This window comes from Ensifer adhaerens (assembly GCF_002940685.1).
Classification (GTDB): domain Bacteria; phylum Pseudomonadota; class Alphaproteobacteria; order Rhizobiales; family Rhizobiaceae; genus Ensifer; species Ensifer adhaerens_E.
The window spans coordinates 129,500-154,590 of sequence record NZ_PNFP01000012.1; the positions used below are offsets into that span (position 1 = coordinate 129,500).

The 25,091-nt window shown below is 65.2% G+C and carries 25 protein-coding genes; 11 read left to right on the plus strand and 14 right to left on the minus strand.

The genetic code is table 11. From position 1 onward, the window contains the following. Positions 1-102: 102 nt before the first annotated feature. A complete protein-coding gene (locus tag C1A35_RS22920) occupies positions 103-1,503 on the minus strand; it encodes an ATP-binding protein (protein WP_104666568.1) in 1,401 nt (466 codons plus the stop codon). After that, positions 1,503-2,165, minus strand: a complete 663-nt coding sequence (locus C1A35_RS22925; protein ID WP_104666569.1) for a response regulator — start codon at positions 2,163-2,165, stop codon at positions 1,503-1,505. Before C1A35_RS22925 ends, C1A35_RS22920 begins: the two co-directional genes overlap by 1 nt. 115 nt (positions 2,166-2,280) lie before the next feature. On the opposite strand from C1A35_RS22925, the gene C1A35_RS22930 reads away from it, so the two are divergent. Beyond that, positions 2,281-3,039, plus strand: coding sequence for a L,D-transpeptidase (locus C1A35_RS22930; protein ID WP_104666570.1), 759 nt, complete (start codon positions 2,281-2,283; stop codon positions 3,037-3,039). A 186-nt stretch (positions 3,040-3,225) separates the two neighbouring features. Continuing rightward, positions 3,226-3,942 (plus strand): L,D-transpeptidase, encoded by a 717-nt coding sequence (locus C1A35_RS22935; RefSeq protein ID WP_104666571.1) that lies wholly within the window; start codon positions 3,226-3,228, stop codon positions 3,940-3,942. Between the two features lie 48 nt (positions 3,943-3,990). On the opposite strand, the gene C1A35_RS22940 is transcribed toward C1A35_RS22935, so the two are convergent. The 4 genes from C1A35_RS22940 to C1A35_RS22955 all read right to left on the minus strand — a co-directional run bounded on the left by C1A35_RS22940 (position 3,991) and on the right by C1A35_RS22955 (position 7,530). After that, positions 3,991-4,848 (minus strand): L,D-transpeptidase, encoded by an 858-nt coding sequence (locus tag C1A35_RS22940; RefSeq protein WP_199773002.1) that lies wholly within the window; start codon positions 4,846-4,848, stop codon positions 3,991-3,993. 83 nt (positions 4,849-4,931) lie between these two features. Further along, positions 4,932-5,915, minus strand: coding sequence for a L,D-transpeptidase family protein (locus C1A35_RS22945; protein ID WP_199773004.1), 984 nt, complete (start codon positions 5,913-5,915; stop codon positions 4,932-4,934). Between the two features lie 333 nt (positions 5,916-6,248). Next, complete coding sequence (locus C1A35_RS22950; RefSeq protein ID WP_104666572.1) at positions 6,249-6,503, minus strand: hypothetical protein; 255 nt, start codon at positions 6,501-6,503, stop codon at positions 6,249-6,251. A 118-nt stretch (positions 6,504-6,621) separates the two neighbouring features. Continuing rightward, positions 6,622-7,530 carry an SDR family oxidoreductase gene (locus C1A35_RS22955; RefSeq protein WP_104666573.1) on the minus strand — a complete coding sequence of 303 codons (909 nt, stop codon included), beginning with the start codon at positions 7,528-7,530 and terminating at the stop codon, positions 6,622-6,624. Positions 7,531-7,619: 89 nt separating this feature from the next. Here C1A35_RS22955 and C1A35_RS22960 point away from each other — a divergent pair, with 89 nt between their 5' ends. After that, positions 7,620-8,192: a TetR/AcrR family transcriptional regulator gene (locus tag C1A35_RS22960; RefSeq protein WP_104666574.1), complete on the plus strand. Its 573-nt coding sequence runs from the start codon at positions 7,620-7,622 to the stop codon at positions 8,190-8,192. Positions 8,193-8,281: 89 nt separating this feature from the next. Further along, positions 8,282-9,340, plus strand: coding sequence for a serine hydrolase domain-containing protein (locus C1A35_RS22965; RefSeq protein WP_440271553.1), 1,059 nt, complete (start codon positions 8,282-8,284; stop codon positions 9,338-9,340). Positions 9,341-9,370: 30 nt separating this feature from the next. Here the strand turns inward: C1A35_RS22965 and C1A35_RS22970 are convergent, their stop codons facing one another. Beyond that, the gene (locus C1A35_RS22970; protein WP_234822957.1) at positions 9,371-10,183 is read right to left on the minus strand and encodes an arginase family protein; all 813 of its coding nucleotides are present in this window, start codon (positions 10,181-10,183) and stop codon (positions 9,371-9,373) included. A gap of 292 nt (positions 10,184-10,475) precedes the next feature. Between C1A35_RS22970 and C1A35_RS22975 the strand changes: the two genes are divergently transcribed. Next, positions 10,476-10,970: a GAF domain-containing protein gene (locus C1A35_RS22975; RefSeq protein WP_104666576.1), complete on the plus strand. Its 495-nt coding sequence runs from the start codon at positions 10,476-10,478 to the stop codon at positions 10,968-10,970. Positions 10,971-10,985: 15 nt separating this feature from the next. Here C1A35_RS22975 and C1A35_RS22980 read toward each other — a convergent pair whose 3' ends face one another. From C1A35_RS22980 to C1A35_RS22990, 3 genes are all read right to left on the minus strand, one after another. Continuing rightward, positions 10,986-12,002 (minus strand): zinc-binding alcohol dehydrogenase family protein, encoded by a 1,017-nt coding sequence (locus tag C1A35_RS22980; RefSeq protein ID WP_104666577.1) that lies wholly within the window; start codon positions 12,000-12,002, stop codon positions 10,986-10,988. 196 nt (positions 12,003-12,198) lie between these two features. Further along, positions 12,199-12,870, minus strand: a complete 672-nt coding sequence (locus tag C1A35_RS22985; RefSeq protein WP_104666578.1) for an SDR family oxidoreductase — start codon at positions 12,868-12,870, stop codon at positions 12,199-12,201. Continuing rightward, positions 12,857-13,264, minus strand: a complete 408-nt coding sequence (locus C1A35_RS22990; RefSeq protein ID WP_104666579.1) for a glyoxalase — start codon at positions 13,262-13,264, stop codon at positions 12,857-12,859. Before C1A35_RS22990 ends, C1A35_RS22985 begins: the two co-directional genes overlap by 14 nt. A 91-nt stretch (positions 13,265-13,355) precedes the next feature. Between C1A35_RS22990 and C1A35_RS22995 the strand changes: the two genes are divergently transcribed. The 5 genes from C1A35_RS22995 (at position 13,356) to C1A35_RS23015 (ending at position 19,894) form a co-directional block, all read left to right on the plus strand. Further along, on the plus strand, positions 13,356-14,273 hold the full coding sequence (locus C1A35_RS22995) for a LysR family transcriptional regulator (RefSeq protein WP_104666580.1): 918 nt from the start codon (positions 13,356-13,358) through the stop codon (positions 14,271-14,273). A gap of 244 nt (positions 14,274-14,517) precedes the next feature. Next, positions 14,518-15,024: a sigma-70 family RNA polymerase sigma factor gene (locus C1A35_RS23000; RefSeq protein ID WP_104666581.1), complete on the plus strand. Its 507-nt coding sequence runs from the start codon at positions 14,518-14,520 to the stop codon at positions 15,022-15,024. A gap of 100 nt (positions 15,025-15,124) precedes the next feature. Beyond that, complete coding sequence (locus C1A35_RS23005) at positions 15,125-16,075, plus strand: FecR family protein (protein WP_104666582.1); 951 nt, start codon at positions 15,125-15,127, stop codon at positions 16,073-16,075. 310 nt (positions 16,076-16,385) lie between these two features. Then, entirely contained in the window at positions 16,386-18,644 is a 2,259-nt protein-coding gene (locus C1A35_RS23010) for a TonB-dependent siderophore receptor (RefSeq protein WP_234822958.1), read from the plus strand. Then, the gene (locus tag C1A35_RS23015) at positions 18,644-19,894 is read left to right on the plus strand and encodes an MFS transporter (RefSeq protein WP_158665132.1); all 1,251 of its coding nucleotides are present in this window, start codon (positions 18,644-18,646) and stop codon (positions 19,892-19,894) included. The genes C1A35_RS23010 and C1A35_RS23015 overlap by 1 nt, the downstream gene beginning before the upstream one ends. Positions 19,895-19,931: 37 nt before the next feature. Here the strand turns inward: C1A35_RS23015 and C1A35_RS23020 are convergent, their stop codons facing one another. After that, positions 19,932-20,921 (minus strand): GlxA family transcriptional regulator, encoded by a 990-nt coding sequence (locus C1A35_RS23020; protein WP_234822959.1) that lies wholly within the window; start codon positions 20,919-20,921, stop codon positions 19,932-19,934. Between the two features lie 106 nt (positions 20,922-21,027). Between C1A35_RS23020 and C1A35_RS23025 the strand changes: the two genes are divergently transcribed. After that, the gene (locus C1A35_RS23025) at positions 21,028-21,645 is read left to right on the plus strand and encodes an isochorismatase family protein (protein WP_104666686.1); all 618 of its coding nucleotides are present in this window, start codon (positions 21,028-21,030) and stop codon (positions 21,643-21,645) included. A gap of 58 nt (positions 21,646-21,703) precedes the next feature. On the opposite strand, the gene C1A35_RS23030 is transcribed toward C1A35_RS23025, so the two are convergent. The 3 genes from C1A35_RS23030 to C1A35_RS23040 form a co-directional block, all read right to left on the minus strand. Beyond that, on the minus strand, positions 21,704-22,720 hold the full coding sequence (locus C1A35_RS23030) for a LacI family DNA-binding transcriptional regulator (RefSeq protein ID WP_199773005.1): 1,017 nt from the start codon (positions 22,718-22,720) through the stop codon (positions 21,704-21,706). A 121-nt stretch (positions 22,721-22,841) separates the two neighbouring features. Next, positions 22,842-24,122, minus strand: a complete 1,281-nt coding sequence (locus C1A35_RS23035; RefSeq protein WP_104666585.1) for a D-tagatose-bisphosphate aldolase, class II, non-catalytic subunit — start codon at positions 24,120-24,122, stop codon at positions 22,842-22,844. A gap of 5 nt (positions 24,123-24,127) precedes the next feature. Further along, positions 24,128-25,069, minus strand: coding sequence for a tagatose kinase (locus tag C1A35_RS23040; protein ID WP_104666586.1), 942 nt, complete (start codon positions 25,067-25,069; stop codon positions 24,128-24,130). Between the last annotated feature and the right edge of the window lie 22 nt (positions 25,070-25,091).

Consider the following 25,091-nt stretch of genomic DNA (forward strand, 5'->3'; position numbering starts at 1 on the left):
GAGCTAATGCATGTCGCGTGAAAAATGTGCAGCGGCCTTGCGGCAACGACAGGCATGGAAAGAGGAGCCTAAAGCCTGGCGTCCTCTTTCACGCAACGGACGTTAGTTTTGCGGTCTTGCGGCTGCTTCGACGAGGGAAAGCGGCAGCACGATGCGGGCGGACAGGCCGCCACCCTCCCGGTTGCGCAGTTCGAGCTCGGCGCCGGCGCGATCGAGCGCCCGCTCGACGATGCTGAGCCCCAGTCCGCTTCCGGCGGCCGCCTTGAACCGGCCGCGGAAGAAGCGCTCGGTGACGCGCGGCATCTCTTCCTCGGGGATGCCGGGCCCCTCGTCGTCGAACGCGATCACCAGGTGCTGCTCGCGCCGCGCCGTGCGGCACCAGACCGTTGCGCCAGGCGGGGAATGATGGATGGCGTTTTCGAGCAGGTTGCGTGCCGCAAGCCGGAAGAGGTCCTGATCCATGCTGATTCTCAGACCGGACATCGCCCCGTCGATCACAACATCGACGCGATAGGCCTGACCGACGGGTTCGGTCCTGAGATTGGCCAGTATCTCGCCGACATCGAAGCCGGCCGCCGGCCGGGCGCTCTCGGAGGCTTCGACCGAGGCGATGTCGAGCAGCTGCCGCACCAGCTTGCCGGTCCGATCGACCCCGGCGACGATCTGGCCGAGCGCCTTCTCGCGGATCTCGCCGTCGTTGCTGGCGAGCGCCACCTGCGCTTGCGTCTTGAGGCCCGCCAGCGGCGTGCGCAGTTCGTGGGCGGCAAAGGCGATGAAGTTCTGTTCGCGCTCGCGGGCGCCGGCGACACGGGCAAAGAGCCCGTTCAGCGACTTCAAGACCGGGCTGATTTCGCGCGTCGTGCCGGCATCCTCGATCGCGTGCAGGTCCGAGGCCTCGCGCGCGGCAAGGTCGCCGGCAAGTTTCCTGAGCGGCGCCAGCCCGCGCCCGACGCTGAGCCAGATCAACACGGCCAGAAGCGGAATGATCAGCAGCGCCGGCAGCAGCAGCCCCTTGACGAGATCGTTGACCAGCCGGTCGCGGATGCGCAGGTTGTCGCCGACCAGCACGCGCACGCCGAGGCTCGCATTCTCCACCGCAAAGACCCGCCAGGTCTCGCCGTTGATGACGGTTTCCGAAAAGCCCGTCGCATGGGGCGCAAGGGTCATGTCGGGTGCACTGTCCGACTTGCCGATCAGCGTGCCGTCCAGCGACCAGATCTGGCAGGAGAGCTGGCGGTCGTAATGCGGATGTTCGAGCAGCGGGATCTTGATCGCGCTCTGCGGCGGGCGGCCCGCCTCGCCATCGCCGTCACCCTCCTCCTTCATCATGTCGGGGCTGACGATCAGCGAATTCACCATGCGCGCGGCCTCCATCAGCCGCGCGTCGAGCACGCGCTCCACCTCGGCGCGGGTGCTGAGGAAGATCCAGACGGTGGCCGACAGCCATAAGAGGCCGGTCGTGATCAGGAGGATGGCGAAAAGCCGGGTGCGCAGCGATTGCATCAGCCGGCCCCGCCGAGCCGGTAGCCGATGCCCCGGATGGTTTCGATCAGCCCCGGGCCGAGCTTGTTGCGCAGGTGGTGGATGTGCACCTCGACGGCATTGCTCTCGATTTCCTCCTGCCAGCCGTAGAGCTTGTCCTCGAGTTTGGTCTTGGAGAAGATGACGCCCGGATGCGACATCAGCGTATGCAGGATCGAATACTCGCGCCGCGACAGTTGCACCGGCTTGCCGGCCTGTTCCACCGATTGCCGCGCCGGATCGAGCTTCAGCGTCGACCATTCGAGCGCGGCGCGCGCGCGACCGCTGGAGCGGCGTGAGAGCGCCCGCAGTCGCGCGGCGACCTCGTCGAGGTCGAAGGGCTTGCCGAGATAGTCGTCGGCGCCGGTATCGAGCCCGGCGACGCGATCGCGCACCGTGTCGCGCGCGGTCAACAGCAGCACGGGAACGTCGTTCTGCCGAGCGCGAATGTCCCTGAGAATGTCGAGGCCGGAGCCGTCGGGCAGCATCAGGTCGAGCACGACCGCGTCGAAGCCGTTGGCTGCAAGCGCCGTCACAGCCGCATCACAGGTGCCGACGGCATCGGTGGTGAAACCGGCCAGCGCCAGGCCGACCTTCAGGCCATCACGCAGGATATCGTCGTCTTCGACGATCAGGACTCGCATTGCTTTTCCTCACATTTTTGAGAGCCGGACTGTTAAATCGCTCCCTTAAGGCAGCCTTAAGGTAGGACTTCCCTCTGCAACGGCATTGCAACAAACGAATCGTTGAATGCCCGATATGACCGAAGCAAACGAGCCTTCTTCTTCCGCGGCCGATCACAAGACCGGCATCGCGCTCACCCGTCGCAGCCTTTTCGTCGGGGCGGCCTCGCTGCTCGTCACCGGCTGCGCGACCGCGCGCCCGACGCCGGCGGTGGTGCCGGTGGCCGCGACGCCCGTTCGTCCCGCAGCCGGGCGGACGGTGCCGCCGATGTATTACGCCATGCCCGACGAGCAGTTTCCGATCCCCGAGGTGAAGGTCGCCGAGGTCGATCCGCGGTTCTGGCGGCAGGAGGTGGACTATCCGACCAGCGAGCGGCCCGGAACGCTGATCGTCGATACGCCGGCGAAGTATCTTTACCACGTGCTGCCTGGCGGGCGGGCGATGCGCTACGGCATCGGCGTGGGACGCGAGGGCTTTGCCTGGTCGGGTCGAGCGATCGTCGCCTACAAGCGCAAATGGCCGCGCTGGACGCCGCCCGACGAGATGGTGGCGCGTCAGCCGAAGCTCGCTCCCTACAGCATCGCCAATGGCGGCATGCCCCCGGGCATCAAAAACCCGCTCGGCGCCCGCGCGCTCTATATCCACAAGGACGGCAAGGACACGCTCTACCGCATCCATGGCAGTCCCGAGGCGTTTTCGATCGGCAAGGCGGTCTCTTCCGGCTGTATCCGCCTCATCAACCAGGATGTCGTCTATCTCCACGATCAGGTCCGCGACGGCAGCATCATCGTCGTCATTCCGGATCCGACGAAGAGCGATCTGGCGATCGGCTAGGCGAGGGCAAAGCACGTAGCGCGGGAATTCTGCAACACTTCGACAACGAGTACCGCCTCGCGCAAGTGATCCACGCCAAAGAAAGATTTTCACCACATTTCGGTCACGGTTCGGCCCAACAGCCTTGGGCCTTCCTTCGGACCCTCCCAACCGAAATCCCCAACCCTGGAATAGAATAAAGTGTCGATGAATTTGTCCCGCCGGTCGCTGCTCGCGGTGATCGCCAGTTCCGTCTTGAGCGCCTGCACGCAGATCCCGAAACCCGAACCGAAGCCGAAGCTGATCGAACCGATCGCCGGTGGCGGCGGCTCGCCGGAAAAGGCGGCGGATGCGGCGGGTGTGCCGACGAAGACCTTCGACTACGCCAGGATCTACGCGCCGGTGAAGGACGAGGGCTACGACGTCCCGGGCATCCAGCACACGGAGATCAAGCCGCAGTTCCTGCGCCAGGAAGTGGCCTATGCCACCAACGAGCCGCCCTATTCGATCGTCGTCGATACCCAGACGATGTTCCTCTACTACGTCCTGCCCGGCGGCCGCGCCATCCGTTACGGCGTCGGTCTTGGTGCAGCCGGCCGCGCCTGGAAGGGACGCGCCGTGGTGCAGTGGAAGCGCAAGTGGCCGCGCTGGACGGTGCCCGACGACATGGTCGCACGCCAGCCGCACCTCAAGAAATACGGCATCGATGCCGGCGGCATGGATCCGGGCCTCGACAACCCGCTCGGCGCCCGCGCCATGTATATTTTCCAGGACGGCCAGGACACGCTCTACCGCATCCACGGCTCGCCGCAGTGGCGCTCGATCGGCAAGAACGCATCGGCCGGCTGCGTGCGCATGCTGCAGCAGGATGCGATCGATCTTTACGATCGCGTCCGGGGCAAGACGCCGCTGCTCGTCCTGTGACGGGCGACACTCTGGCGTAATTTTCGCGCCCTTGCCGGACGGTTTGCCTCAAAGCGGCTGCGGAAGCGGCAATCCGTCCGGTCCCATCAGCATATAGTCCGGCGACCGCGGCAAAGGTTGCGCGTCCGGCAATGGTTGCGAATCGGGCAGGGGCTGTGATCCCGGGATCGGCTGCGACCCCGGCATCGGCTGCGACTGCACCATGCCGCCGCCCGAAAGATCGGTGACGACGATCGGCGTGCCGTTCGGCACGCGGTTGTAGAGATCGACCACGTCCTGGTTGATCATGCGCACGCAGCCCGAGGATACCGACTTGCCGATCGTCCACCATTCCGGCGAGCCGTGAATGCGATAGAGCGTGTCCTCTCCATTTTGGAAGATATACATGGCGCGGGCGCCGAGCGGGTTCTTGAGGCCGGGATCCATGCCGCCCGCCTCGATGCTGAATTGCTGCAACTCGGGCTGGCGCGCCACCATTTCGTTCGGCGGTTTCCAGCGCGGCCATTCACGCTTGTACTGGATGACGCCGCGACCGGCCCAGGCGAAACCGGCACGCCCGAGGCCGACGCCGTAGCGCATCGCCTGGCCGCCTTCGTAGACCCGGTAGAGAAAATGGCTGCCGACGTCGACGACCAGCGTTCCCGGTTTCTCGCCGGTCGGATCGGCGACCATCTGGCGATAGAAGCGCGGATCGATCTTCTCGTAGGGGATGGCCGGGAGCGGATAGGGTTCGTTCGGCTTCTCGCCGTACATGTCGGCAAGGAACGTGTTGGTCTCGGGAACCGGCTCGGGCGCATAGGAGCGTGTCACCGTCGGCCGCGGCGAGGCGCAGCCGCCGAGACCAGCGGCCGCCAACCCGGCGGAAAGCTGCAGGAAGGCGCGGCGGCGGATCTCTTTTTCAGGCATGCAAACCTCGATCGTCCCAAATTCGCTACCGGCGATGCAACCGACCCTTTAAGTCAATTGTGCGTCGCCAGCCGACGGAACGATCACAGGCCGGCGTAGGGGTCCGCCAGTGCCGCTTCGGGTCGGCTGATAGGATACTTAGTTCCCGAGATCTTGGCGGCCAGCTTTTCGGCGCCGTTTTTCTCAAGGAGCGTGCGGAAGCTCGGATGCATGCCGCCGTCGACATAGGCGTTGATCGGCGCCGATGTCTGGTTGGCCATCAGGTCGGCGAGTTTCGCGTCTTCCGATTGCAGTCGCGCAACCAGCCCGGCGTCGGGCGTCGAGATCGCCGGCGGGCAGGCCGCGAGCGGATCGGAGGGTTCGCCGTCGGCAAAGTCGGTGTTGAAGACATAGCGGCGTCCGCAGACCGCAACCTTCGGCTGGCGCTTCGTCGCCTCGAAGATGTCGTAGCCCTGCTTGATGTTCTTCCAGAAGTCGAAGTTCGGGTCGCCGCGGTGCTTGGCCATGTTCTCCGCCGTCATGCGGAAGGGATAGGCCTGCACCTGGAACGTGCCCTGGCCGCCGGCGAGCGCGCGCTGGACGACGGCATAGATTTCGCCGACGCCCTGGTCGGTCATGGCGTAGCACCCGGAAGACGAGCAGGCGCCATGCACCATCAGCGCTTCGCCGGTGTAGCCGAGCGCCGATTCCAGTCGGTTGGGATAGCCGAGATTGAACGACAGGAAATATTGCGACTTCGGGTTCAGCATGCCGGCCGAGACATGGTAGAAGCCCTCCGGCGCCTGGCGGTCGCCGGACTTCATCTTCGGGCCGAGCTTTCCGGACCAGCGGCACATGGGGTAGCTCTTCAACAGGGCGTATTGGCCCTGTTTGTTCTGCTTCCAGACCTCAAGCTCGCTTTCCTGCTTGAAGATGCGGATCAGCACCGGGCTTTCCGGCTTGCTGCCGTTCTTGGCCATGGCGGCGATCAGCTTGGCCGGGATCGGCGGCGGCGCGCGCACGTCGTCGAGTGCCATACAGCCGGAAAGCGCCAGCGCCATCGCGCCGATCGTAAGCGCATGCCGCATCCGCCGCACCTGCGCGAAGATCCTGCCGGCCTGAGGCGTTTCGGAAGAGGGGCTCTTGGTCGTCTCGCGCCGCATGCGGGCTCCTGGAAATGCTTCCGCCACCAAGCGTCCTTCGTGTGGCGTGGGTGCCGACCGGTTGCGTTCGACGCAGTTCGGTCCGGCCTCAAGTTCAGCGATTAAGCGGTGACAGCCCTGGCTGCAAGCCTTTGTCCCTGGGGCTCGCGATCAACAATACTTGAACGCGCGCCGCCATGACTGCCCGCCGATTGGGTCGATGTTGAGACAAGATGGTGAATTTTTTCTCAACGCGTGCGCCGGAAAAGTCCTGGCGTGTCAGTCCCTGGGCTCGCTGCCGGGCGCATAGACCGTCTTCTGCTTGAAGGCAAAGACGTTGCCGCAGCGGCAGCGGACCATGTGCTTGGCCGGGTCGGGAGAGTTGCGTTCGGTCGAGAAACCCTTGGGCATCACGTCGATCAGGAAGCCGCGACTGCTGCCCTTGCCGCTGTCGTTTTCCGACGCTTCGGCAAAGCCCGCGGCTCCGCACTTGGCGCATTCCAGCTTTCTCGAATAACGATCCCGCGATGCCATGTTCAATCACACTCGATAGCGCTGCCGCGTCCGGATCGCCGGCGGCGCTTGGGTTGCCCGAAACACCGACCTATAGGAGGCCGGCCGCGGTTTCAAGTTTGCCGGTAGGCGCGTTCCTCTAGCCATAGCCGGTTGCGTCGGCCGGCTTGTTTGCCTCCATCACCTCGCGCATGTAGCGCCAGCAATCGGGCCGCGAGCCGTCGAGGTCGCTAAAACCATAGACCTGCGCCAGCCCGCCGCTCGACAGCGACTGGCCGTTCCAGCGGGCCTTGTCCGGGTCGGCCGCGAGCGCCGCGATGGCGCGGCCGACGAAGCGTGGTGTTTCCGAGATGACGAAATGCGGCTGGTCCTTCGTCGCATCCCGCCAGTTGTCCTCGCGGACCCCATAGTGTTCGAGCATCATCTCCGAGCGCATCCAGCCGGGCGTGATCGAGACCGAGGTTGCGCCGTGCGGCGCCAGATCCTTGGCATGCGCCCAGGCCATGCGATTGGCCGAGACCTTGGCGAGATCGTAGAAGGGCGACAACCGATAGTTTTCGGCATTGTACTCGGCGGTGCCGTCGGTCACCTCGACCAGAAGGCCGCCCGGCCTTTCGATCATCAGAGGGAGCGCGTAGTGGGCGGTGATCAGGTGTGTGTCGACGCCGAGGCGCAGCAGTTTCAGCCCATTTTCCAGATTGTGCTCCCAGACCGGCTTGTTCCATTCAAACAGCAACTCGCCGCCCCAGACGTCGTTGACGAGGATGTCGAGCCGTCCCTGTTCGTTGCGGATGCGCTCGACGAGCGCCTTGACCTCGACCGACTGCAGATGATCGACCTGAACGGCAATACCCTTGCCGCCGAGCCCGGTGACGATCTCGGCCGTTTCCTCGATCGTTTCAGGGCGCCCGTAGTCGGATTGCTGTTGACGTGTGGTGCGGCCGGTCACGTAGACGGTGGCGCCGGCGGCGCCAAGTTCGGCGGCGATGCCGCGCCCGCCGCCGCGCGTCGCACCGGCGACGAGGGCGACTTTTCCTTCGAGCGTCATGATTTTTCTCCTTTTTGGTCGCTTGCCGACTGGTGTTCTATCGTTGAGATGATATATAAATGATTGTTCGGTTATAAATGAGAGTCAAGATGCCTCGCCCAAAAACCATGCCTGACGAAGAGGTGCTGGCGGCCGCGTTCGCGCTGATGCGCGCGCACGGCCCCGACGGCCTGACCTTCGCAGCGCTCGCGAAAGGCACCGGCCTTTCCGGCGCCACGCTGGTGCAGCGCTTCGAAAACAAGACGACGTTGATCCAGCGGGCGCTCGTCCAGGCCTGGGACGGGCTCGACCGGCAAACGGCGGAACTGATGGCGACGGTGCCGCGCACGCCGGAGGGTGCCATTGCGCTGCTCGTCGGCCTCTCGGGCGACTATGGCGGTATCGAAAGCTATGCCGACGACCTCAGGATCCTTCGGGAAGACCTGCGCGATCCTTTGCTTCGCGCCCGGGGTGCCCGCTGGCGCGACGTACTCTCCGGCGTGCTCGACGAGTGCCTTGTCGGTCTGCCGGGTTCGAGCCCGGGGCTCGGTCTGCTGATGGCATCGCAATGGCAGGGGTCGCTGCTCTGGTGGAGTTTCGATCCGCAAACGCCCGTCACGAATTTTGTCAGGCAGGGTCTCACGCGCTTCGTCGAAGCCTTTGCAAGAGGGCCGGCGGACTGAATTCGGCGTCGGGCGCCGGCGTTCACCCGGCTGTCAAATCGCCGTGAGATGGCCGTGCGGTGGATGACGGCGGCGTCGGACCGTCTTAGATGCTGATCATGATAAGATTTGCCGCCGCCCTCCTTGCCCGGATCGCCGCCCTGGCTCTCGTCGTCTCGACGCTATTCGCCCTGCCGGCCGCGGCCCAGGCGCCGGCGCCGGTTTCGGGTCTGCTGGAGGACTTGGCCTTGCGGCAGGAGCTCGATCCGCTGAAGACCGTGATCGTCGCGCGCGACGGCAGGATCCTTGCGGAGCGCGGCTATCGCGGCAACCGCGTGACGGACCCGACCAACATCAAGTCCGCATCGAAGTCGATCATCTCGGCGCTGGTCGGCATCGCCATCGACAAGGGCCTGCTCGCAGGGCCGGACCAGAAGATCGCGCCGATCCTCAAGGCGGACCTGCCGGCGTCGCCCGATCCGCGCATCAACGACATCACCATCGGTCATCTCTTGTCGATGCAGGCCGGGCTCGGCCGTCTCTCGGGGCCGAACTACGGCCGATGGGTTGCGAGCCGCAACTGGGTGCGCACGGCGCTTGCCCAGCCCTTCGACGACGATCCGGGCGGTGACATGCTCTACTCCACCGCCTCGACCCATCTGCTTTCGGCAATCCTGACGAAGGTCAGCGGCAAGTCGACGCTGGCGCTGGCGCGCGAGTGGCTGGCACCGCTCGACGGCTTCCGCATCGGGGCCTGGGACCGCGATCCCCAAGGCATCTACCTCGGTGGCAACCAGATGGCGATGAGCCCGCGTTCCCTGCTTGCCTTTGGCGAACTTTACCGCAATGGCGGCCGCACGGCGTCTGGCCAGCAACTGCTGTCGGCCGAATGGATCGTCGCCTCCTGGCAGCACCGCACCAATTCGCGCTTCTCCGGGGACGAGTACGGTTACGGCTGGTTCGAGCGCCAGATCGCCGGCGAAGAGGTGCATTTCGCCTGGGGCTATGGCGGCCAGATGCTCTACATCATCCCGAGCCTCGACTTGACCGTGGTGATGACCTCGGCCGAAAGCGGACCCTCGGCCCGCAACGGCTACCGCGACGCGCTGCATCTGGTGCTCGGCGAGATCATCACAACAGTGAAGGCCGGTCCGGAAACGGACGGCTGACGAGGTGCCGACTGCGCGGCAGACCGCGGCTCAGCGTCTGGCCAGCAACGGTTCCACGATATCCAGCAGGCATTCGATCGCGGTCGCATTCTTCAACGCGTCCTGAGACGCCTCGAATTCGGCAAGCTCGACGCCGGCGATCTGCTGTTGCGGGATCGTCGCGAAAATGGCGCGCAAGGCCTGCGGATCGAGGCCATCGCTGATGGCATAGGCGGCCGGCACGTGGTTCGGCTGAAGCACGTCCCAATCGACATGGATCCAGACGGGTCCATCGCCGATCAGCGACAGAACGGCCTCCGGCGTCGCTTCCGCGGGCGAAAGGGTGCGCACGCCCGCCTGCTGCAAGAGATCTGCCTCCGCGGGATCGATGTCGCGCGCGCCGACGATGACGACCTGAGCCGGGTTCAGGCCGCTGCCGAGGCCGCTCTCCCAGAGCCCGCAGGCGGCGGAAAGAACCATGCCGCCGAGATAGCCGCTTTCGGTGGTCTCAGGCGTGTTGAAGTCGCCATGGGCGTCGATCCAGAGCAGCATCGCATCCGGGCATTCCCGTGCCACGACCGGCAGCGTCGCAAGGCTCGCCGAACAGGTGTTGGCGACGACAAGCGGTTTGTTGCCGCGCTGGAGCGTTGCGGCAAGCGCCCGTTGCAAGCCGGCCAATGTTTCCTTTGCCTCGGGCAGGCTCTGAGACCAATCGTCGGTCCTTGCCGGCGATGGCGCGCCGATGACGGCCGGCCGTAGCCCGGTCTGTTCGCCGAGCGCTGCCGCCGTCAGCGCCGCGCCCGGGATCGCTCCCGGCGTTCGGTCGGCGATCCGTCCCTGGGAGACGATGAGTTCGTAGGACACGGGCATTCTCCTTGCCTTCGCGACGCCGCTAGACGCAGGCTCCCGTGAACACACCGGCCGCGCACCCGTGCGGGCGTTCCGGGACGGCAGTTCAGGCGGGATGGGTTCGGAAGGACAGCCTGAGGAATCGATATGTTTGGATGGATATATCGGTGCTGAGCGGTGATCGCAACTTCATCGCGGCAAACGTTGGTGCTATTGCTGCGCACACCGTGGTCGCTGGACCGATCCGCCGACGACCCGCTGCCTCGGGTGGCGCGGCGGCGTGATGCCGAGAATTGGAAGGTGAGAGATGTTTGCCGCAACGACCATTGAAACCGGCGACAAGGCCGAATTCTACCGCGAACTGGCGGTCCAGCTCGGCGGACTGCTGCACGACGAGCGCGACGCGATCGCCAATGCCGCCAATCTCTCCGCCCTCGTTTTCGACCTGGTGCCGGACCTGAACTGGGCCGGTTTCTATTTCCTGCGGGCGAATGACGAACTGGTGCTCGGGCCGTTTCAGGGCAAGGTCGCCTGCGTGCGCATCCCCGTTGGCAAAGGTGTCTGCGGCGCTGCGGCCGCAAAGCGGCAGACGATGCTGGTTCCCGACGTCCATGCGTTCCCGGGGCACATCGCCTGCGATGCCGCCTCCCGTTCGGAACTGGTCGTGCCGCTGGTGAAGGATGGCAGGGTGCTCGGCGTACTCGATCTCGACAGCCCGACGCCGGAACGCTTCGATGCCGAGGACCAGGCCGGCTTCGAGGCGCTCGCCGCAATCTATCTCGCGGCGAGCGATTTCAGCTGATCGGCAGGCGGATGCTCAGCCGTCAAAGCCTTCGATGACGATCTTGCCCTTGGCGGCACCGGTCTCGATCCGCCGGTGCGCTTCGCGCAGGTTCGCCGCATTGATCGGCGACAGCACCTCCGCAAGCGTCGTCTTCAACCGGCCGGAATCGATCTCGTCAGCGACGAAGGAGAGTAGGCGGTGCTGCTCGATCATGTCCGGCGTCTGGTGCATCGGGCGGGCGAACATGAATTCCCAGTGCAGGCTCGCCGCCTTGGTCTTCATGCCGGCCATCGGCATCGGCACGTCGGTGTTGTCGATCGAGACGATGCCGCCCTGAGGCCGGATCAGTTCGACCGCGTCGTCCCAGTGGCGCATGTCGTTGAAGATCGCGATGTGGTCGACGTGGTGAAAACCGAGCGCCCGGACCTGCGCGACCAGCGGCGCGCGGTGGCTGACGACCTGGTCGGCGCCGAGCTCCTTGACCCAGGCGATGGTTTCCGGCCGCGAGGCGGTGGCAATCACGACAAGCCCGGCACGCTTGGCCAGCTGGATGCCGATCGAACCGACGCCGCCGGCGCCGCCGACGATCAGGATCGACTGGCCCCGATCGGCGCCGTCCCGGTCGATGCCAAGCCGATCGAAGAAGGCTTCATAGGCGGTGATCGTCGTCAGCGGCAGGGCGGCAGCTTCCGCAAAGGAAAGGCTCTGAGGCTTGCGCCCGACGATGCGCTCGTCGACCAGATGATACTGCTGGTTGGAGCCCGATCGCGTCAGATCGCCGGCGTAATAGACGGCGTCGCCCGGTCGGAAGAGGGTCACGTCCGGGCCGACCGCCTCGACGACGCCGCTCGCATCCCAGCCGAGCACGCGCGGCGTCTCCTCGACCTTGTCCTTGGGTGCGCGCATCTTGACGTCGACCGGATTGACGGCGAGGGCCCGGACGGCGACCAGGATGTCATGCCCCTTGGGCTCCGGCTTCGGCAGGTCGACATCGAGGAAGCATTGCGGGTCTGAAACCGGTAGATAGCGGGTGAGGGCGACGGCTTTCATGATTTGCTCCTTTGTGGGGTGAAGAGGTGTGGTTGCCGCGGTCATGCCACGCGCTCAAGAGCCGGAGAGCCAGAGTAGCCCTCGACGCTGCCGCCGAAAAGCTCGGCTGCGTCGAAGCTTGCGAGCGGCGGTTCCTGCTTCAGACGCCGCGGCAGGTAAGGACAGCCGCGTGGACCGGAAAAGCGTGTGGAGTGGTTCAGTTGATGAGCGCGCCGCCTTCGATGTCTATGACCGATCCGGTGACGAAAGGGTTGTCGATGGCAAAGAGATAGCCTTGGGCGATATCCTCGGGTTCTCCGACACGGCCGGCCGGCAAGGTTGCTGCGGCGCGGTCGAACATGGCGTCGCGCGCGTCGCCGGCCATGCCGCTATAGGCTTCCGTCCGCGTCAGGCCGGGGCTGACGACGTTTATCCGCAGCGGTGCCAGCTCGCGTGCGAGGATCTTGACCGTTGCTTCGAGTGCCGCGTTCATCGCCGACTTGACGAAGGTGCCTGGAACCGTTCTGCGCGCGAGAAAGCCCGAGGTGAAGGTGATCGTGCCGCCGGCGCGCATGGTCTTGGCCGCCTCGCGGGCAAGCACGATCGTGCCCCAGAACTTGATGTCGAAGGCGGCTTTCGCTGCCTTGAGGTCGACGTCGGCGACCGTGCCGCCGGGCGCCGAGGAGCCGGCCGTGACGATCAGGTGATCGATCGGCCCGACGGTCTGGAAATAGGCGGCGACCGCGGCCGCGTCGGCGATGTCGAGGCCGGTGCTGCGGCTCGCGACCTCCACCCGGCCCGGACGTTCGGCAAGTGCGCTCGCGACGGCGGCGCCGATGCCGCTGGTGCCGCCGATGACGACGGAGACGGTGTTGTCAGTGAAGGTCATGCTCGTTCTCCAGCGCAATGGGGGAAACGGGTTCGGAAAAGACAGCTTCGAGCAGCGGGCCGCCGGGCGCGCGGAAGAGCAGCCGGCGCTCGCCGATATCGGCAAGATCCATGGTCGAATAGGCAACGGCGAGGCGGTCGAGCCTGGCGCGAAAGGCCGCGTAGTCTTCGAGCCGGAAGCCGACATGATCGATCGCCTCGGCGGCGCGGTCGAAGCCGGTGCCAAAACTGCCGATGAGGTGCACGACCGGCTTGCCCTTCGAATAGAGCCAAAAGCCCGGAATGCGCCGGATCGCCGCCGGACGCTCGCCGATAGTGAGGTCGAACACGGTCTCGAAGAACGCGCGGGTTCCGTCGATGTCACGGGTGCGGATGGTGACGTGATCAAGCTGCATGGCGCGTCTCCTTTCGGGAAGGAATTTAGCGCTTGCGGCACATCCGGATAATTGGCTTAATTCCAAAATTATATTTCGGAGAAGACGAAAGATGCTGCTCGACAATCTGGCCCTTTTTCTTCTGATCGTCGAAAAGGGTGGCCTTTCCGCCGCGGGGCGCGAAAAGGGGCTGTCGCCGGCCTCCGTCTCCGAGCGGCTGGCGGCGCTCGAAGCGCACTACGGTGCCGCCCTTCTGAAACGCACGACGCGGGCGATCAGCCTGACGGGGGAAGGGCGCCTGCTGGTGGACGGCGCCCGCCGGCTGCTGGCGGAGGCGGGCGAACTGGAGAGCGGCATCCGCTCGGGAACGCGCACGATCTCGGGGCCGATCCGGCTGAGTGCGCCTGAGGATATGGGGCGGCGCTACATCGTGCCGATCCTCGACCGCTTTCTCGCGGAGCACCCCGATGTGACGGTCGATCTCAATCTCACCGACGGTTACCTCGACCTCGTCGGCCAGGGCATGGATTTCGCAATCCGGCACGGCGTGCTTGCCGACAGCACGCTGAGGTCTAGGCCGCTCGGGGAGAACCGGCGCGTCGTATGTGCGGCGCCGTCCTATCTCGAAGCCATGGGCCGGCCGGAGCATCCCGACGACCTCTCCCGTCACGACTGCATCATCATGCGCTTCGGCGCCAATCTCGACCGCGAATGGGCCTTTCAGGTGGACGGCAAGCCGCACAAGGTCATGGTGCGCGGCAGGCGCGTCGCCAATGACGGCGGGCTGGTGGCGGAATGGTGCCGGGCGGGGCACGGCGTCGCCCTGAAATCGGTATGGGACATCGCCGAAGATCTCGCTTCCGGCGCGCTGGTCGAACTGCTCAAGGACTTTGCGGTCGGCGAGACCGGACTGCAGATCGTCTACCCGCCGGCGAGCGTCCAGCCACGACGGGTACGGCTGCTGATCGATCGTATCGCTGCGGAGCTCGGCTCGATCGAGACCGTTCTCGCGCGCATCGCAGCCGCATAGCGCCGGCGACAGTGATCCGCCCGCGACCGCTGCCGCCGTGGCCGTCCTGCAACAGTACCGTCCCAATATGGGCCCCGGCTCGCCCCGGTCGCGGCTTCGCCTTCCGATGCGGCATGCCAGCGCATTGCGGTCACGCGTGGCTTCCCTTATGAAATATGAGTAACACATTCAACATAAGTGGTGGCGCATGGCGCTGCCGCTGGTCCCGGTGGCCTCGCGGCTCCCGCGATGGAGAGGCAGATTGATGACCGATGCGATGGTGCAGGGGCTTCACGAGCGGGAGGAGGGGCGGATTCGCCGCTTCTTCAGCCGCCGCCTCAGAAATCGCGAGGATGCCGTCGATGCCACCCAGGAGACCTTCATGCGCATGCTGGAGGCATCGCGTTCGACGCTGATCGAGAACCCGCAGGCCTATCTGTTCCAGGTCGCGCGCTCCGTCGCGCGGGTCGCCTCGGAGCGCGCCGCGCGCGAGCAGGCGATGTTTGTTGCCGACGAAGACGGCATCGAACACGCCGAAGACAGGCCGATCCAGGACCGCATCGTCAACGCCCGCCAGTGCCTCCTGATCATGGCGCGCACCATCGAAGGCCTTCCCAATCGCTGCCAGCAGGTCTTCATCCTCAGCCGCCTGCACGGTTTGAGCAATGGCGCGATTGCCGAGCAACTCGGCATATCGAGGAACATGGTCGAAAAGCACATCATCCGCGCGCTGCTCGAATGCCGGAAGATGCGCGCCGAGATTATTTTCTGAGCCGACGTCAGGCAAAACCATCCATTCAACTCTAAGATGATGGAGACGATTCTCTGAACGGATCGCCCGACGGCATTTTCAGTTCGACCGGAAGACAGGAATGAGCGGCAACCGCCACACCATCGACGACAGCATTCTGCAGGCGGCCGCGACCTGGGTCGCGCGGCTGCAGTCCGACGATGCGACGGATGCCGACCGCCAGGCCTTCGAGCGCTGGATAGCCGAAGATCCGGATCATCAGGCGGCCTACGATGAATTGCGGGCGCTCTGGAGCGATCTGGGAGATGTGCCGATCGCCAAGGGGCGGCTCGGGCAGCTGCGCGCCCAGCGTCGTCGCCGGGTCGGCGCCTTCGTCGCGCTCTGTCTTGCCGCAGGCGTCGGGCTTCTGTCGCTGGCCACGCCCTATGGCGACCGCTGGCGCGCCGACTATTACACCGGTGTCGGCGAGATCAGGCGCATCGCGCTCGACGATGGCACGCAGGTGGACCTCAACACCGATACGGCGCTTGTCGTTCACTATGATCAGGGACAAAGAAAGGTGCGGCTGCTGCGCGGTGAAGCCTTCTTTGCCGTCACGAAAAACCCTGGGAGGCCCTTCGTGGTCGAGGACGGCTCGATCAGCGCGACGGCGCTCGGAACCCGCTATTCCGTCGGCGCGACGGGTGCGAACCGGGCGGCCGACGTCAAGGTGGAGGAGGGCCGTGTCGAGGTCCAGGCGGCCGGCCAGAAAGCCATTCTCGGCGCCGGCGAAGCGGCAACGATCGACGGGCAGGGTCGCCTTTCCCTGACGAAGGTGGACGTTGCCGCGGGGACGGCCTGGCGCGAGGGAAAACTCGTCTTCTCCCGCCGGCCGCTTCGCGAGGTCCTTTCGACGCTCGAGCGCTACCGTCGTGGCCGCATCCTGCTCATCGACGAGGCCGCCGGAAACCTGGAAGTCTCCGGCATCTTCGATCTGCACGACACAGATGACGCGCTGAAGGTTCTCGAAGCCAGTCTGCCGCTCCGCGTCATGCGCCTCTCGGGCCTCATGGTCGTCGTCCAGTCGCGTTAGGAGGCACGCCGGCAGCACGGGCGGCGTGCCGTCTGCAAAGTCCTTTCTCAAAAAAATCTCCTGGTGACGTCAGGAGAACGCGCTCCCCGCACTCTTAGTCAGGAGTGGCGGCGCTGCACCCGGTTCGAGGTGGCGCGCCCGGAGTTGGAGTAGGGGATCTCGGATGAGAATTTTGCAGGGTCGTGGATCGCGACGCCGGTCTTTTGCACGCCTGGCGCTCGCCAGTGTTTCTTTCATAGCCTGCGCAAGCGCAGTGCAGGCGCAGGCGACGGCGACCCCGTCCGCGATCATGGCGTCCAAGGCGATCTCCGTGCCCGCGGGCTCCCTTGAAGCCGGTATCCTGAAGCTCGGCCAGCAGGCCGATCTGCGCCTGCTCTATCCGAGCGCGCTCACCAGCGGCAAGGTGACCAAGGGCGTTGAAGGCAGGCTTGCGACCGAGGCGGCGGTTGCGCAACTGCTCGACGGGACCGGGCTGCGCTTCCGCATCGTCAGCGCAAAGACCGTGCAGATCTTCGATCCGTCGGACGCGACGATCACCACCGGCGCCGTCGACAGGGATGGCGCGACGCAACTCGAAAAGATTACCGCGACCGGCGAGCGCACCGGCGCCGAGGGCATCGTCGAGACCGACGGTTACGTGGCGAAGTCCGCAAGGGTCGCGACCAAGACCGATACGCCAGTCATGCAGACGCCGCAGTCGATGTCGGTGATCAGCCAGAAGCAGTTGCAGGATCTCAAACCGCAGAACCTGATGGAGGCGCTGAACTATACGCCCGGCGCCCGCGTCGGCCAGTACGGCGCCGAGCCGCGCTTCGACGCCTTCAAGGTGCGCGGCATCGACCTGACGCTGACTGGCATCTTCCGCGACGGCCTGCGCCAGATCGCAAGCCCCAACGGCCTCTTCCGGCTGGAGCCCTATGGCGTCGAGGCGATCGCGACGCTGCGCGGCCCGGCGGCCTCGATCTATGGCGCCAGCTCGTCCGGCGGCATCGTCGACATCGTCTCCAAGCGCCCGACCAGGGACCCGCTGCGCGAAGTCGAGGTGCAGTACGGTTCCTTCGGCCGGGTGCAGGGCGCCTTTGACGTTTCCGGACCGCTCGACGACGAAGGCACGATGCTCTACCGGATGACGGGCCTTGCGCGCGACGGCCGCACCGAGATCGAGGCGGTGAAGGACGACCGCCTGTTCATCGCGCCGGCCTTCACCTGGCAGCCGGACGAGGGCACCAAGTTCACGCTTCTCGGCGAGTACATGGATTCGACCACCGGCGGCACCTGGGGCTATCTCAACCGCTACGGGCCGGACGGCAAGTCGATCGGCGCGATCCCGACCTATGGTGGCGACGCCCGCTTCAACGATTTCACCCAGAAGCAGGCGCGCATCGGCTACGAACTGGAGCATGAGCTCTCGGACGGCGTCACGCTCTTCCACAAGCTGCGCTATTCCGACATTTCGACGCGGCAGGAATGGGTCTTCGCCAAGTATCCGGGCCTGACCGTCGAGGACAATTCCGGTGTTGCCAGCGACACCTATCTGAAGTTCGACTTCGACACCGGTGCAGCCGCGCACCAGTTGATCGCCGGCATCGACTACAGCTACATGAAATACACCTCGCAGCAGGGCAGCGGGCCGGATCTCTTCCGCGACGATTTCACCTATGTGCCGAAGCTGACCTCCACCCAGAAGCAGTCGCAAAGCGGCGTCGGCATCTACATCCAGGACCAGATCGAGTATGAGGCCTGGCGCCTGACGGCGGGTCTGCGTCACGACTGGGTCGACAATAAATACTCGGTCGATGGAAGGCGCTTCAACCGCGACGACAGCGAGACAACCGCGCGCGCGGCGCTTGGTTATGTGCTCCCCAACGGCATGATGCCCTATGTCAGCTATGGCACGGCTTTCGTTTCCAACCCGGGCGTGATCCTCAACCTCGGCGGCACCGATACGCCGGCGATGCCGACGCTCGGCAAGCAGTGGGAAGCGGGCGTCAAATACGAGATCCCCGGCCAGAACGCGACGATCACGGCAGCCGTCTTCAACATCGACCAGGAAAACGCCACCGTCTACGAGACGTCGTCGGGTCTCAACCTCCTGCGCCAGCTCGATCTGAAGTCCCGAGGCTTCGAACTCGAAGGCACGGCCTCGCTCGACAATGGCTGGAACTTCATCGCGTCCTATTCCTACAACGACGTCGAAATCACCAAGCTGACGTCGGAAACGCTCGGCAACCAGCTGAACTCCTCGCCCTACCATATGTTCTCGCTGTGGGCGGACTACGAGGTGCAGTCAGGCGTGCTCGAAGGGCTCGGGGTCGGCGCCGGCGTGCGCTATGTCGGATCGAGCTTCGGCGACAACGTCCACACGCCGGTTCTCAACAACCAGGCGCGCACCTTCGTCGATGCCTCGGTCCGCTACGACCTCGGCGCCGCCAATGCGAACTTCGAGGGCGTGCGGCTGCAGCTCAATGCGACCAACCTTTTCAACGAGGTCGAGCAGCTTTGCACCACCGGCTTCTGCTACTTCGACGAAGGCCGCAAGGTCGTCGCCAGCCTGCGCTACCGCTTCTGATGACGTTGCAAAAGGCAATCCAGCCAAGGCCGTCGCCGGCCGCGATCTTCGTCGCGGTCGGTGGCCTCTACGTGGCGCAAAGCGTGATCGGCGGACTGACGATGCTCGGCCTGCCGGCCGTCTTGCGTACGCAAGGCCTGCCGCTCGACCAGATCGGCCTCGTCTATCTGACCGTGCTGCCCTGGGCGCTGAAGTTCCTCTGGTCGCCGCAGGTGGAGCGTTTTCGCCTGCCGGCCGTCGGCCGCAATCGCTCGGCGGTCATCATTGTCGTCGGCGGTTCGCTTTCGGCGTTGATGCTCGCGGTTCTCGGGTTTTTGGGGCCGGAGCGGTTGGCGCCGGTTCTCGCCTGCCTGGTGTTCATCGCGCTCTTCACCTCGACCGTCGACATCGCCTGCGACGGTTTTGCCGTCGAGACGCTGGCTGAGGAGCACCATGGCTGGGGCAATGCCGCCCAGGTCGGCGGCGCCTATGTCGGCTCGGCGATCGGTGCCGGCCTGTTCCTCGTCTTCGTCGATCGGTTGGGCTGGGCACCGGCGGTATGGATCATGGCGGTCGTCGTGCTGGCGCTCGGTCTTCCCTTCCTGCTTGGCCCTGGTTCGCGTCCGGCGACCGCCACGCGCAGTCACGTGCCGTCGCTGAAATCGGCACTACGGCGGCCGGAGGTGCGCAAAGGCCTGCTGCTCGCGGCGATCTATGTCTCTGCGCAGAAGTGGGGCCTTGCCATGCTTGGCCCATTCCTCATCGATTACGGTTTCGATCTCGCCTCCGTCGGCATCCTCAATGGTGTCGGCAGCATGCTCGTCGGTTTCGGCGGCGCACTGTTCGGCGGGCTGCTGGTTCGGCTGTGCGGTGCGGGCGTCGTGCTGATCGGCGCGCTGTTGTTGCAGGTGACAATGCTCGTGGCCTTCGCCTATGTCGGCGCCTCCGGCGATGTTTCGCGGCCGCTGGTGATGACGCTTGCGGTTGCCAGTTCGTCCGGGGTGATGGCGATCGGCTTCGTCGCGCTCTACGCGCAATTCATGGGCTGGGCCGATCCGCGCCAGGCGGGGGTCGATTTCACCCTGTTCCAATGCATGGACAGCCTCGTCAGCATGGCCGGGGGGCTGGGCGCCGGCTGGATCGCCGAGCGCTTCGGCTATTCCGCCTTCTTCATTTGCGCCGCTGGGGTTTCAACGGTTGCGGTGCCGCTGCTGGCGATCCTGTTGCGCCGGCAGCCAACGCCAGTCGATGTTCAGGGCTCCCTGCCTTGATATCAGCGCTGTCTTGAAAGGCACGAGCATTGGTCGTTCAAGGCGCTGTTTCAAGTGACGGCCGGCTGCGGAACTGCCGCCGGTAGCTTGCCGGCGAGATCGAGAAGGCGCGGGTGAAATGCTGCCGCAGCGAGACGGTGGAGCCGAAGCCGGCCATGTCTGCGATGTGATCGACGGAACAGGTGCCGGTCTCGAGCAGGCGCTGCGCCACGGCGAGGCGCTGTGCCAGAAGCCATTGCGTGAAGGTCGTTCCCGTCTTCCTGCGGAAGTGCCGGGTGAAGCTGCGAAGGCTCATGCCGGCGTGATCCGCCAGCCGTTCGAGCGACAGCGGCTCGTCGAGATGTTCGATCGCCCAGGCGATTGTGGCGCCCAGCGGATCGCCGCTGCCGGGAGCGGGAAGCGGCGCCTCGATATATTGCGCCTGGTCGCCGTGGCGATGCGGCGCGACGACCAGTCGGCGGGCGATGCGGTTGGCGATCTCGGCGCCATGATCGTTGCGCACGATGTGCAGGCAGCAGTCGATCGCGGCGGCCGTTCCGGCCGAGGTGAGGATATCGCCCTCGTCGAGATAGAGCGCATTCCGGTTGAGGGCGACCTGAGGGTAGGCGCGCTCGAACTCGTCGGCCCAGGCCCAATGCGTCGAGGCGGCCCGCCCATCGAGAAGGCCGGCTTCGGCGAGAACGAAGGTGCCGAGACAGAGGCCGACGAGCCGGGCGCCGCGGGCATGCGCGGCGCGCAGCGCAGCCAGCAGGACCGCGGACGGCCGGGTGCTCGGATCATTCCAGGCGGGCACGATGATCGTGTCTGCCTCCGCGAGGCTGGAGAGAGCGTGTTCCACTTCGATGCTGAAGCCGGACATGGTGCGAATGGACCCGACCTTTTCACCCGCGATCAGCAGGCGGTAGCGCGGCACGCCGAGTTTCAGGAGGTCGTCGCCGAAGACGATGCAGGGCACCGAGAGGTGAAACGGGCTGATGCCCTCAAAGGCGACGATGGCGATGGTGTGCATGTCCTGGCCGATACTCATCCATTCAGATTGGCCGGAACCTATCACATATTGTCGTTCAGGCCACTTTCGCGATGAGGCCGCTTTGACGATCTTCGCGGGCGTTAAGACGCGAAAGGAACCGCCCATGACACAACACCCGACCATCCGCACGATCGCCGGCGCGCCTGCGCCTCAGAGCCTCGATCCCAGTAAGACGGCACTGCTGGCGATCGATTTCCAGAACGAGTATTTTGTGGGCCGCATGCCGATCCCGGATGGGGAAAAGGCGCTCGCCAATGCAAACCGGCTGATCGCGCGCGCCGATGCCGAGGGTATCAAGGTTTATCACGTCAAGCACGTGACGCCGGCCGGAAGCCCCGTGTTCGCCGAAGACAGCGGGACCTCGGCGTTTCACCGGGATATTCAGCCGGCTGCCGATCACACCGTGGTAAGCAAATCCTCGGTCAGCGTCTTTGCCAGCTCCGATCTCGCCGCGCAGCTGAAGCAGGCGGGCGTCGAAACGCTCGTTATCACCGGGCTTATGACCCACGCCTGCGTTGCCGGTGCCGCGCGCGATGCGGTGCCGCTCGGCTTCAACGTCATCGTCGCGAGCGACGCCTGCGCGACGCGCGATCTCGACACGGGTGATGGTGAGGTCGTTTCGCACGCGGCGCTGCATCGCGCGTCGCTCGCGACCATCGACGACACATTCGGCGATATCCTGACGACCGATCAGGTGCTGGCGCTGGCGCGCCGGTCCTGATCTTCAGATAGGTGCCGGTCCGACCCGGATTTGGCCGGGAGGACCCTGTTCGGTCAGTTCAGGCCGAACCGCGCAGCATGATCTCGGCGCTCAGGAGAATGCGCTCGTCCTCGGGGAAGGCGCCGCCGTCGTCGGTGGTTTCCCCGAGCTTGAACAGCAGCAGCTCGATCGCCAGCCGACCGATCTCGTTGTAGTTCTGCGCCACCGTCGTCAGCGGCGGGCAGGTGTAGCGCGACAGCGGATGATCGTCATGGCCGGCGACCCTGATATCGGCATCGGCATCACGCCCGACCTTGAGACCCGACTGGAAGGCGGCGGCAATGACACCGAAGGCGACGCGGTCGTTGGCGCAAAGCACCGTCTGTGTCGGAAAACCGCCGGAGCCGAGGATGCGCAGCGTCTCGTCGAAGCCGAATTTCTCGAAATCCCAGGAGGCGTTCGGCGTGGTTTCGACCAGCGCCGGCGCCATCTTCAGCTGCTGCATCGCTTCCAGATAGGCGTCGCGCCGGGCGATCGCGTTGTTGTTGACCGGCGGCATGCCGAGATAACAGGGCGGGCTGCCCGACCGGCAGAGATAATCGACCATCAGCCGGAAGCTCTGGCGGTTGTCGGTGCCGACGAAGGAGGAGCTGTCGTCGAGCGGCGAGTCCACATAGATCAGCGGAATGCTGTCGCCGAGCGTCGTCAGCGTCCTGTGATGCGACTGCACGCCGAGCGGGGCGATGATGGCGCCGGCGACGTTCATCGACTTGAAGGTCTCGATCGCCCGCTCCTCCATTTCCGGCCGCCCGTCGGAGGAGAGCACGAAGGCGAGGAAACCCGCCTGGTTGGCGATGTGCTCGATCCGCCGCGTCAGCGCCATGTAGAAAGGGTCGGTCGAGTTCGGGACGATGACGCCGAGAATGTTGGTGCGGCGGCGATTGAGGTTGACGGCGAAGATGTTCGGGCGAAAGCCCGACTGCTTGATCGCCGCCTCGATCGCATCGCGGGTCTTCTTGCGGACCGAGCCCGGATCATTGAAGTATTTCGAGACCGTCGGGCGCGACAGGCCGACGAACTCCGAAAAATCCTCCATGGTCTTGATCTGTCTGTCCACGGTCGCTGTGCCCCATATTGTTTTGATTTCGTTTATAGGTTCATTTCGAGGGGATAGGCAGTACCGGCTCGCAAATATTCACCGAACAGAGGGCCAGCCGCTAAGCGCGGCAGGCCGTGAAGTAATCCTCGAGAACCCTGTCGACGGCAGCAAGTGCCAACGGTTTTGCTTGCGCTGCCACTTCACCGTCGCGGACGCGCTCGTAACTGCCGGGCAGATACTGGCTGATCAGCGTTTCCGGGATCGTGACGCCATCGAGCAGCGCCAGAAGTTCTTCGACGGCGGCGGCGACCTTCGGATGCGGCCAGTAATAGCGGATGCGGTCACTGTAGGAGAAATGCCGCTGCAGCCGCTGGGCCTCCGCGGAGCCGTGGTAATACTTGCCCCAGTTGGCCGGCTCCTCGCGCATCACGTTTTCGGTGACTGCAGCAAGCGTCTGCTTGCGTGCTGCGGGAAAGAGGAAGGCGGCGATCTGGTCGAGGCCGTAAAGCGCCTCGCGCAGCGCAAAGGTGAGGCCCGGTCCGACCTTGAGAATGGCAAAACCGTCTGAAACGAGCTCGCGGAGCGCCTCCGGCGTCTGGTAGTCGGTCGAATGCGCCTCGAAGACGATGCCGTCGAGCTGTTTCAGGCTGGCGCTGAGCTTTGCAGCGGCTGCGCGGTCATAGGGGATGACGTTCTCGTTGCCGAACTCGACGCCCGGCTGGACGACGGCGCCGACGACACGCCCGAAAGCGCCGGCAGCGCCGGCCTTTTCGAAGGCCTGGCGGTGGATGGAAACGGTCTCGATTGCCGCCTCGGGCGCGGTGACCTCCAGCGTGTCGAGTTCTTCCAGTGCGCCGCCCGGGACCGGCACTTCCGTGCCGATGATGTAGACGGGAGCGATGCCGTTCTCACCGCGAAGGGCGGCCTCGGCGGCAGCGGCCAGCCGCGCGGCGCGCTCTGCCGTCACTGCATCGGGAAGCGCCACCGGCTCGCCGGCGCAGCCCATGCTGGTGTCGAGATGCAGCTTGGTGAAGCCGGCTTTTGCATAGTCCTCGATCATCGTCTCGGCCTTGGCCATGGCTTCGTCGGCCGGCAGATGTTTCCACGGGTTGGGGCCGAGATGGTCGCCGCCGAGAATGATCTTGTCCTTGGGGAAGGCGACGCGATCGGCGATGTCGGCGACGAAGCGGGTAAAATCGGCGGGCGTCATGCCGGTATAGCCGCCATCCTGGTTGACCTGGTTGCAGGTCGCCTCGATCAACAGGGCCGCATCTTCCTTGAGTGCGTGAAGCATGGCCGCCTCGATCACCAGCGGGTGGGCCGAGCACACGGAGGGAATGCCGCGCGGGCCGGGGCGTTCGGACCAGCGGGCGATATCGATCAGCAGGTTCTGTTGCATGGCGGTCAGCCCTTTTTCGCGGTGATGAAGGTTTCGAGATCGGCGCGCGTCGAGGCGCCTTCCATCGGGCCGGAGACCGTGACGGCGCGGGCACCCGAGGCATTGGCGAATTCCAGCGCTTCAGCGGGCTTGGTCCCGTTCAGCCAGAAGGTGACGAAGGTCGCGCCGAAGCAGTCGCCGGCGCCGGTCGGATCGACTTCTTCGGCTGGAAAGCCCGGATGCGAGAGCGTCGTTTCACGATCGAAATAGCTTGCACCTTCGGCGCCGCGCTTGACGACGACGACCTTGATGCCGGAAGCGAGCAGTTCGGCAACGGCCTCGGCTTCTGTCATTGCCTGCGTGAATAGGAAGAGTTCCTGCCCGCTCGGCAGGAAGACGTCGGTCTTGGCGAGCACCGCCTGCAGCGCCTCGCGCATGCCCGGGCTGTCGAGGATTTCCGGCCGCAGGTTAGGGTCGAAGGAGACGGTGCCGCCGGCAGATTTGATCAACTCGATCGCCGCGATGATGCTTTCGACCACGCTCGGGGCGTAGAGCGACGAGCCCATCACGTGCAGGTGGCTGCAGTCGCGGACGAGAGCCCGCGCAGCGTCATCGAGCCGGATCGTGCCGCAGGCGCTGTGGCGGATGTTGAAGACGAAGGCGCGGCTGCCGTCGGGCCGATAGCGCACGAAGGCGCTGCCGGTGGTGCCGAGCGGATCGACCGCGATGCCGGAGACATCGACGCCGTCGGCCTTCAGGCGGTCGAGATTGACATGGCCGAAATCGTCATCGCCGACGCGCGAGATGATCGCCGATGCCTGGCCGAGCTTGCCGACCTGGTCGATGAAGATCGCCGGTGCGCCGGAGGGATAGGGGCCGATCAGAGGGGTCGCCCGCCGGAAGCCGTCACCCTTTTCGGTGGCGATGATCTCCACGAGAATTTCGCCGATCGTCAGTATCTTGTGCATGGGTATGTTCTCTTCGGAAAGA

What these genes read in the sequence shown, in the direction of transcription:
- C1A35_RS22920 (WP_104666568.1), bottom strand. Translation starts at nt 1,503, where the DNA reads ATGCAATCGCTGCGCACCCGGCTTTTCGCCATCCTCCTGATCACGACC.
- C1A35_RS22925 (WP_104666569.1), bottom strand. Translation starts at nt 2,165, where the DNA reads ATGCGAGTCCTGATCGTCGAAGACGACGATATCCTGCGTGATGGCCTG.
- C1A35_RS22930 (WP_104666570.1), top strand. Translation starts at nt 2,281, where the DNA reads ATGACCGAAGCAAACGAGCCTTCTTCTTCCGCGGCCGATCACAAGACC.
- C1A35_RS22935 (WP_104666571.1), top strand. Translation starts at nt 3,226, where the DNA reads ATGAATTTGTCCCGCCGGTCGCTGCTCGCGGTGATCGCCAGTTCCGTC.
- C1A35_RS22940 (WP_199773002.1), bottom strand. Translation starts at nt 4,848, where the DNA reads ATGCCTGAAAAAGAGATCCGCCGCCGCGCCTTCCTGCAGCTTTCCGCC.
- C1A35_RS22945 (WP_199773004.1), bottom strand. Translation starts at nt 5,915, where the DNA reads ATGCGGCATGCGCTTACGATCGGCGCGATGGCGCTGGCGCTTTCCGGC.
- C1A35_RS22950 (WP_104666572.1), bottom strand. Translation starts at nt 6,503, where the DNA reads ATGGCATCGCGGGATCGTTATTCGAGAAAGCTGGAATGCGCCAAGTGC.
- C1A35_RS22955 (WP_104666573.1), bottom strand. Translation starts at nt 7,530, where the DNA reads ATGACGCTCGAAGGAAAAGTCGCCCTCGTCGCCGGTGCGACGCGCGGC.
- C1A35_RS22960 (WP_104666574.1), top strand. Translation starts at nt 7,620, where the DNA reads ATGCCTCGCCCAAAAACCATGCCTGACGAAGAGGTGCTGGCGGCCGCG.
- C1A35_RS22965 (WP_440271553.1), top strand. Translation starts at nt 8,282, where the DNA reads ATGCTGATCATGATAAGATTTGCCGCCGCCCTCCTTGCCCGGATCGCC.
- C1A35_RS22975 (WP_104666576.1), top strand. Translation starts at nt 10,476, where the DNA reads ATGTTTGCCGCAACGACCATTGAAACCGGCGACAAGGCCGAATTCTAC.
- C1A35_RS22980 (WP_104666577.1), bottom strand. Translation starts at nt 12,002, where the DNA reads ATGAAAGCCGTCGCCCTCACCCGCTATCTACCGGTTTCAGACCCGCAA.
- C1A35_RS22985 (WP_104666578.1), bottom strand. Translation starts at nt 12,870, where the DNA reads ATGACCTTCACTGACAACACCGTCTCCGTCGTCATCGGCGGCACCAGC.
- C1A35_RS22990 (WP_104666579.1), bottom strand. Translation starts at nt 13,264, where the DNA reads ATGCAGCTTGATCACGTCACCATCCGCACCCGTGACATCGACGGAACC.
- C1A35_RS22995 (WP_104666580.1), top strand. Translation starts at nt 13,356, where the DNA reads ATGCTGCTCGACAATCTGGCCCTTTTTCTTCTGATCGTCGAAAAGGGT.
- C1A35_RS23000 (WP_104666581.1), top strand. Translation starts at nt 14,518, where the DNA reads ATGACCGATGCGATGGTGCAGGGGCTTCACGAGCGGGAGGAGGGGCGG.
- C1A35_RS23005 (WP_104666582.1), top strand. Translation starts at nt 15,125, where the DNA reads ATGAGCGGCAACCGCCACACCATCGACGACAGCATTCTGCAGGCGGCC.
- C1A35_RS23015 (WP_158665132.1), top strand. Translation starts at nt 18,644, where the DNA reads ATGACGTTGCAAAAGGCAATCCAGCCAAGGCCGTCGCCGGCCGCGATC.
- C1A35_RS23020 (WP_234822959.1), bottom strand. Translation starts at nt 20,921, where the DNA reads ATGAGTATCGGCCAGGACATGCACACCATCGCCATCGTCGCCTTTGAG.
- C1A35_RS23025 (WP_104666686.1), top strand. Translation starts at nt 21,028, where the DNA reads ATGACACAACACCCGACCATCCGCACGATCGCCGGCGCGCCTGCGCCT.
- C1A35_RS23030 (WP_199773005.1), bottom strand. Translation starts at nt 22,720, where the DNA reads ATGGAGGATTTTTCGGAGTTCGTCGGCCTGTCGCGCCCGACGGTCTCG.
- C1A35_RS23035 (WP_104666585.1), bottom strand. Translation starts at nt 24,122, where the DNA reads ATGCAACAGAACCTGCTGATCGATATCGCCCGCTGGTCCGAACGCCCC.
- C1A35_RS23040 (WP_104666586.1), bottom strand. Translation starts at nt 25,069, where the DNA reads ATGCACAAGATACTGACGATCGGCGAAATTCTCGTGGAGATCATCGCC.